An 898-nucleotide genomic window follows, 5' to 3' on the forward strand; every position below is an offset into this window, starting at 1 on the left:
CGCCGGGGGGTGTCCGTCCTCGGTCGGGCGGTTGCCGTTGGCTGGGGCGGTGCTCGGTGATGGACGCCCGCCGCTGCGGGCGGACACCCCCCGGCACGTCCCCTGCTCGCCGTTGCGCCGGTGCGGGTGGCCCACTGGCTGAGGGCGGGAACTACTCTCGTACGTATGACAGCCCGCGTCCGTCCCGTGGGGACCGTGACTCGCGGGACCACCAATCCGAATCGGCTGCGCCGTATGGATCGGTGGATCGCCCATGTGCATGGGGGTGCGTTGCGGCGGGCCGGTGAGGCTGTGGCTGTTGATCTGGGGTATGGGGCCGCTCCCTGGACTGCCGTGGAGTTGCTCGGGCGGTTGCGGGGGGTTGCTCCTCGGGTGCGGGTGGTGGGGCTGGAGATCGAGCCGGCTCGGGTTGCCGCCGCCAGGCCGTATGAGCGGGACGGGCTGGTTTTTCGGCACGGGGGGTTCGAGATTCCGGTCGCGGAGCGGCCGATGCTCGTGCGGGCCGCCAATGTGCTGCGGCAGTACGAGGAGGGGGAGGTCGCCGGGGTCTGGGAGCGGCTGTGCGCTCGGCTCGCGCCGGCCGGGCTGGTTGTCGAGGGGACCTGTGACGAGGTCGGGCGGCGGCATGTGTGGGTGGCGTTGGGGGCGGAGGGGCCCCGGACGGTGACCTTCGCCGCTCGGTTGGGGTCTTTGGAGCGGCCTTCGGATCTTGCCGAGCGGCTGCCGAAGGTGCTTATTCATCGCAATGTGAGCGGTGAGCCGGTGCATGCGTTTCTACGGGACTTCGACCGGGCCTGGGCCGCCGCGGCGCCCTATGCCTCCTACGGTGCCCGGCAGCGGTGGATCCGGGCGGTGCGGGACCTTGCCGTGGACTGGCCGGTGGTGGACGGGCCGGGGC

General features: G+C 72.2%; 1 protein-coding gene. It reads left to right on the plus strand.

What is annotated here, in order from left to right:
- Positions 1–165: 165 nt before the first annotated feature.
- On the plus strand, positions 166–898 hold a 733-nt coding region (locus L0P92_RS44675), incomplete at its 3' end, for a class I SAM-dependent methyltransferase (RefSeq protein WP_234768844.1).

Origin of the sequence: Streptomyces muensis, from assembly GCF_021474425.1 — a bacterium.
Lineage (GTDB): Bacteria > Actinomycetota > Actinomycetes > Streptomycetales > Streptomycetaceae > Streptomyces > Streptomyces muensis.